The sequence below is a fragment of the Nostoc cycadae WK-1 genome (assembly GCF_002897135.1).
GTDB lineage: Bacteria > Cyanobacteriota > Cyanobacteriia > Cyanobacteriales > Nostocaceae > Nostoc_B.
This window is the reverse complement of the sequence record NZ_DF978422.1, coordinates 471,482-478,307: the sequence shown is the minus strand read 5'-3', so window position 1 is coordinate 478,307 and position 6,826 is coordinate 471,482. Positions and strand designations below refer to the sequence as shown.

The following is a 6,826-nucleotide window of genomic DNA, read 5'->3' as shown; positions in this document are numbered from 1 at the left end:
TCTACTGCTTGATTTGTTGCTGATAAACTTTCATTTTTTGAACTCGCAGCAAAATTATTACTATCTCGTGTCGTTTGAATAACTGTTGAGTCTACGTCAGTGGTTGATAGTGTACTAATATCTAAGCTCATATGAGGTTGAGCTAAGTTTATATCAATATTATTATTGGATAATATATTTCTTTTTAACGCCAAATTTCTGGTAGCTAATTTCTGCTGAATAATTGTTGAATTTGAAGTAGGTTTTGTTACTTTATTTGTGTTTGGTAGATTTAAATCGTTGAATCTTTGTGAGGTAGATTCAGAAAAAAAAGGGGAATCCTGAAATTGCTTATCTATTATATTAGAATATATAGCCTCTGAATTTAAGAAGATTGAAGGATCAAAATTAGATAGTGATTTTGCTCCTAATGGCGATAAAAATTTGGGACTAATTAATTGTCGTCCCCAAGGTTTATGAGCTAGTAAAGGTCGCTTTATCCCTAGATTTAAGTCTGGTTCTGAAGGTTGGGAAGCAAAACCTGTTGTCAGATTTTCTGTCATATATTATTAATTACTAGAAAATGAACCTGAGCTATCGCGTCCAGAAAGAATCGATGCACCACCTGATCTTGTTTTATCAACTTTTAAGCCTTCGTAAGTTAAAGTTAATTCTTCAATAGCGACTGTGCTAGAGTCTGCACTTAAACTTGGTGCTTTCCATGAGATAGGTAAAGCACCAATTAAAGTCCAACATTGCATGGTTTCGCCTGCTTGATTAAAAACTAAAATATTTACGTTACGTCGTTCTACTGCGCCCGTTAAAATTTTATTAATCCAATTCCAAAATGTTAGGTCATCAGTAATGCCACGTTTAAGGGTAACATCTGAAAAATCTGCGGGATTTAACAATACTCTTTGTTGATTATTAACACCACCTTCAGCAAATTTTTCAGTTTTGATATTAACACCCAAACCTTGGCATTCTGTAAAAGATGCAGTAATATTACTTTCTATTTCTACATAAAATCTATTAGCGGTAACGTAGTTTAATTCTCGGATATTATTAGCCATCAGTCACTCCTATCTAATTTTTAATTCGTTCTTTTTGTTGTTGTAAGTCTTCTTTCATAAGTTCATACACTTTATCAGTCAGCTTTCCTAGTAATTGACGATCGCTTATTATTTTAGCTGCTAACTTTGCTAGTTTTTTTTGCTGCTCAGTATCATCGTTCATATATCAAAAATTACTAAAATAGATTTATATATATCAGCAAAGTTTGCATCTCGACTATTAGCCAATAGTCTACTTCTGCTCTACTGATTATGTAATGGTACTAAGCCAGCTTTCTCTAATATCTGCTGTACTTCTGTGGTTCTCAGCATTTCCGCGAATTTTTGACCAATAGGCGGACGGCTATTATCACCTGGATACAATACAACTAGTGGATAACTTAGTAGATAGCTGCCTGTTGTAAAGACTTTTGTATTAGGCTTATAGCTGCCTTTATCATCACATAAATCAGTATTGGGATCTATCGATTTATCATTATCTTGTACTAAAGTTTGAACTGCGGGTTTATTACCGTCTGCTATCGCTAAAGGATAAGCAGAACATTGGCCAAATACTTGACTAAGTGTTGCAAAACCTATACTCCCTGTAGCCTCTTTTTCAAAGTCACTCAATACTTGCTGAAGCATATTGATGGTAGATAAAGATGTGATATTGATTGTAGAGTTTTTTAAACTATGGAAAGCATTAATGGCACTTTCACTTTTGAGTATTCTATGTTCAAATATTCTGATTGACTCTGCATTATTTGGTATGTAAAGTTTTACTGGTAAATTAGGTAGATTTCTTCCTTTTAATTGGTTCCAATTAGTAATTTTACCTGTATATAAATCTTGTACTTGCTCAATACTAATTTGACCATTTAATGCTTTCGGTAGACTTTGCTCACGTTTTGAGTAACTAAAAGCCACAAATACAACTAAAGCATCGTAAGCAAATACTTGATGTTTTAGTTCGGGACTAAATTGTTCAAGCATATTAGCGATAGCAAAGTCTGTTTTGCTTGATTGCACATTAGCAATTACTTGGTCTATACCATCTTTTTCTTGATAGCTTAACTGCAATTGAGGCTGACTTTCTTTTAACTTTTCTTCTAGGGGTTTATTTTGCAATATCAAATTTTTTTGTCCACGGATAAAACTCCAAGTACTGTCTTGTTCACCGCTATAGTTAAATTTCCCCGCAGGGACACCCGTCACGCTTTTTAAACAACAAACTACTGGTTCTTCAACTACACTTTCTTGGTATTTAAATTTCTGGATTAGCCAGCTAATTATTCCTACTAAAAATAATGAAGCCAGAATACTTAAAATTAATATTGAAGGTCGATAAAATTTATTTTTTTTATTTTCGGACTTTGCATTAATGATTAATACTTGTCTAGGTAAAGCTTGATAAATATTCAATAATGCTTGCCGTGCTTCTTCGGCATAATTGAATGGTGTATCCAACCCTAAAAGTTTGAATAAAAAAGCTTTAAAATCTGGAGTTACTGATTGCCAATATTGTTCTTTTTTTGGATCAATATCTGCATCTAAGGTATTACCTGCTAACAGATAAAAAGCCACATAACCTAAATCTACTAAATCTTTAGCAACAGTCGGAATAATATTTTTCTTAGTTGATAAATCAAATAAATTTTCCCATAGAGCTAAATCACTTAAATGAATAAAAAACTCTTTGGTATCTGCCATAATCAGCAGACTATCTAAATTAATATTACCGTGGGCGATTCCCTGTTGTATTTGTCCAGTTGGAAGACTAAATTTTTGACCGTGGAGAAATTGCAGAGTTTGTAATACTTGGTCAAGAACACGGTACACATCCCTCTCTGACATTGCTTGGTTATTATTTGTCAGGTATGTCCTCAGAGTGGGATAAGCATCAATATTGCCATTAGTAACAAGATAGCAGCGTTCGGCAACTGGATCAGCGATCGCATCCCAAGGAAAATTCAAGCGAATATCTTGAATTCTTCCATCAGCTAAATTCAAGCCAGCCAGGCGTTCAAAGGCTTGTTTTCGGTCTCTAGTTTCCTCGGCGTTAAAAGCCTGTTGGGGCAATAAATATTCTTTAATAATTGCTGGTTGTTGGTCTGTTAGCTGAATTCCCTGATATAAACGACCTAGACCGCGATTTCCGATATAGCTATCGATGCGATATCGCCCTTTATATCCCCGGAATTCGGTTTTTGGCGGGATAATTCCTGGAAAACCACAGTTTTGGCAGGTTTTAGCTGTAGGGTTTTGTTCTAGCGTTTTTTTGGGCCATTCACAGCCTAAAGGATTTCCCATCCAGCAGCGATATTTGCGGTAGATGACATCCATTCCTACAGCCGTTGGTGGTTGCAGAGTTACAGGTGTTACAAGCGGTTCCGGTTCTGCAATTGGTGGGTTTTCAGCTTTAGGGAAAAATCTCTGAGGTAATTTGGCTTTGATTTGTTCATAAACCACGACGGAAACCCTTAGCGATCGCTCTTATCTGCCGCATCCTACACTGAATTTTTGCCCAAAGCCATTAGACTTTCCGCTAAAAATTTTTTACGCCTCTGTGTAACTTAGCGTTAACCTTTGCACTCCTCTGGTTGAAAAAATCAAATACCTGTAATGATAAAACCTGCCCAATAATAAGGATGATTATATGGCTTTTTCTCAGGAACTATTTTGCTAATTCTATATAAATGAGTGGCTAAATAAGTTCTGATTCTTAATTCGTCAGGATGCAGCGTTTTGATTAAATTTTCATACCATATAGTCAATTCTCCGGCTGTAACTTCTTGCAACCATGTAGTGGCTTCTGTTAAAGCTGTAATTGGTGATTTATTTACCTGGAGTCGACGATAAAATTCGATAATTAATAAAGCGTTGGCGGATGATTCGACGTTCCAAAGAGTGCTAATAATTTGAGGGACTCCGCCACAAAGAAAACTATTAACTATCGAGACATATTCTGTAGTCACACTCTGGTTCAGATGAGTCGCAAATTTACAGGCTGAGAGTAATACTAAGTCGTAACTAGTAAGATTTTTTTGGCAGATTTCTGTAAGTGTAAGTTTGTCTTCATCAGCTAATATCAATTCTGATTTTGTTGGTTCAACAAAATTGTTAATAACTTGACCTGTAAAATGAAAAATATTGTAATTTTCAGCTAAAGCCTTCTCTACACTAGTTTTATTAGCTGCTTCCTCCTGGATACGATGAGGATAATCAAACATTTGGCTAATGACTTCTGATTCTAACTTGGCAAATTTTGGTGGAGAATAATTTGCCCTAGCTGGAGATTCAATACTGAGAAATTTTTGCTCTCGCAATTGCTCTATATTTCTCGGTTGTAAGTTTAAACCTATTTGGATACTAGGTAAATAATTAGTAATAAATCTCGACTGAATATTTGGGTTGTCTGATTCAGAATTAGGCAGATTAAACAGAAGATGTAAAGGTAATCTTGATAAATCGCGGTGGGGAATTAAAAGTAGATTTGTGATACCTTCAAGTTCTTGGGTAATTGTGGAAATTTCCAGAATTTTTTGCAGATGTAAGAGTCTTTGTTCCATCTGCGATCGCCAAGAATGATTGCTTTTAGTTTGTGGGTCTTGGGCTTGGTCGCAATAATCTTGGTAAGTTTGATGCCAATCTTCTAACCAATGTTCAAATGCAATCAGTCTTCTAGTTGCTTCCGGTAAAGGTAACTCTTGCAGCGGCTTATTAATTTCTGATGAGATATTTCCTAGTTCTTGGACGGGAATAAACACCAAAATAGGTGAGGGAGCGCCATCTTTAATAATAAATGTGTGCAGGGCGGCTGGACTAATATGCCAATAAATAATTGCAGTGGTGGGGTTCAGTAAATGTTGAACTGAACTATAGTTGAGGGCATAAATTTCATCTTGCCAGCTAAACAGCAACCATTGTAAACAAGCATTTTTTATCTGTTCTGCTAGTTCCCAAGCTTCTACCAAATCCCCAGATTCTACTAATAAATCAACTCCTAATTGCCCAATTCCGGCAAATTTGATTGCTAACTGTTTTTTACTTTCATCAGAACGCCCAGGGTCATTAAATAATTCTTGCAATAAATTAGCGGCACGTTGTTGCAATTCTTGTGCTTGTGTAGTTTGCCCTAAACCCAACAGGACTTTAATTAAAGATTGCAGTATTTCTAAATGTAGTAGGGGAAAACCTTCCCAACTGAGAGTTAATAATGCTTGATTGTATTCAAATACAGATTTACGCCAATGTTGACGGGATGCAGGTTGTTTTTTACCTTGCTCATAATGGGTGTTCCCAATAGCTAAATGCAGCCTTCCCCAACCTTCGGGGTGGGTATCTGGGCGGATATGTTTTAAACCTTGTTCATAGCTGGCGAGTTTACCTGCATAACCACCTTGTTTTAAGGCGGGGTTAATGACGGCGACGTTAGTTAATAAATGCTCCAGTGTTTCGGTATCAGGTATATGACCGATCGCCGTACCTCGACCAATCCAAGCTTCCCAGTAATCGAGTTTGATTTGTAAGGCGTTGTCATAAGCCACGATCGCCTCGATATAGCGTTCTAAATAAAACAGGGCAACTGCTTGATTGTACCAAGCGAGGTGAAAATCCGGTTTGATGGCGATCGCTTTTTGATAGGAGGCGATCGCTTCTTCTCTTCTGACTAAGTTATCTAGCGCTACACCTCGGTTATACCAAGCCAAATAGAAATCAGGTTGCGCCGCCAAGGCTTTATCCCAAGAAGCGATCGCTTCTGACCACTGTTTTAAATTAAACAGCACCACACCCCGGTCAATCCAAACTTCGTAATAGTCTGGTTGTAGTTCTAACGCTTGATTGTAAGAGGCGATCGCTTCTGCATATTGCTCGCTGACCGCAAAAGCAATACCTCGGTAATACCATGTTTCCGGGTCTTGGGGTTGCAATTCTAAGGCTTGATCGTAACTGGTAATTGCCTCCCAAACTTGCCCTAATTTCAGCAACGCCAAAGCCTTACTCGCCCAAGCTTCTGGATAATTAGGATGGATTTCGATCGCTTGACTAAAAGAAGCGATCGCTTCGGCAAATAATCCCAATTCTCCCAATGTCCCGCCGCGATTGTACCAAGCTTTGTAATGGTCTGGTTTCAGGTCAATCGCTGTGTCATAGGCTGCGACAGCTTCAGCGAAACGTTCTAAATGGAATAAAGTTAAGCCGCGATTAAACCAATATTCATAAGATTCCGGTTGCAATTCAATGGCGCGATCATAAGAAGCGATCGCATTTGCCAAATCTCCTGTTTTGGCTTGTTGCAAACCTTGATAAAACCAAGCTTGTGCTTGAATTGCTGTATTTGCCGGATTAGTTGTCGTAGTCGGAGACGGGTTAGCTTGTGTTGTCAGATTCATCGCCAACTGCTGTACTAAATGTGCGCTTTGATCTAACCTTCCCAACAATTCATCTAGAGTATAGGCGACATTTGGATCTAACGTTGCTAAATACTGCTCCCAAGAATTTCCTGAATATTCTTTTCTGACAAGTCTTGTTTGTTCTTCAGGATATTCCAAAGACAATTCACTTAAATTACCAATCACATCTTCCGCAGCCGGAGCCAGAAACGCTACTGCTGCGGTTGGAGCAAATTCCTCTCCAGTATATTCCCAAGAGATTTTTTCCTGATTTTCTGCTGCCATTTCCTGGGGTGGTGTAGTGGTGAATTCTTCCCCTGTATACTCCCAAACTGATACATCTGTGTTTTCTATTGGATATTCTTGGGGTGATGTACTATCTGCCAATTCTGCTTCTGT

The 6,826-nt window shown here is 37.6% G+C and carries 5 protein-coding genes; all 5 read right to left on the bottom strand.

The window, feature by feature from the left end:
- Positions 1-542, bottom strand: a 542-nt coding sequence (locus tag NCWK1_RS29380; RefSeq protein WP_187308045.1) for a hypothetical protein, incomplete at its 3' end; no start/stop codon positions are given.
- 6 nt (positions 543-548) lie between these two features.
- Entirely contained in the window at positions 549-1,052 is a 504-nt protein-coding gene (locus tag NCWK1_RS04105) for a phage tail protein (RefSeq protein WP_103123811.1), read from the bottom strand.
- Positions 1,053-1,065: 13 nt separating this feature from the next.
- Positions 1,066-1,215, bottom strand: coding sequence for a hypothetical protein (locus NCWK1_RS29375; protein ID WP_187308044.1), 150 nt, complete (start codon positions 1,213-1,215; stop codon positions 1,066-1,068).
- An 80-nt stretch (positions 1,216-1,295) separates the two neighbouring features.
- Positions 1,296-3,503, bottom strand: a complete 2,208-nt coding sequence (locus NCWK1_RS04100; RefSeq protein ID WP_103123810.1) for a substrate-binding domain-containing protein — start codon at positions 3,501-3,503, stop codon at positions 1,296-1,298.
- Between the two features lie 140 nt (positions 3,504-3,643).
- A partial coding sequence (locus NCWK1_RS04095) for a CHAT domain-containing protein (RefSeq protein ID WP_103123809.1) occupies positions 3,644-6,826 on the bottom strand: 3,183 nt, incomplete at its 5' end.

Bases quoted from the DNA above. Each gene is read 5' to 3' on its own strand.
- NCWK1_RS04105 (WP_103123811.1), bottom strand. From the start codon at position 1,052: ATGGCTAATAATATCCGAGAATTAAACTACGTTACCGCTAATAGATTT.
- NCWK1_RS29375 (WP_187308044.1), bottom strand. From the start codon at position 1,215: ATGAACGATGATACTGAGCAGCAAAAAAAACTAGCAAAGTTAGCAGCT.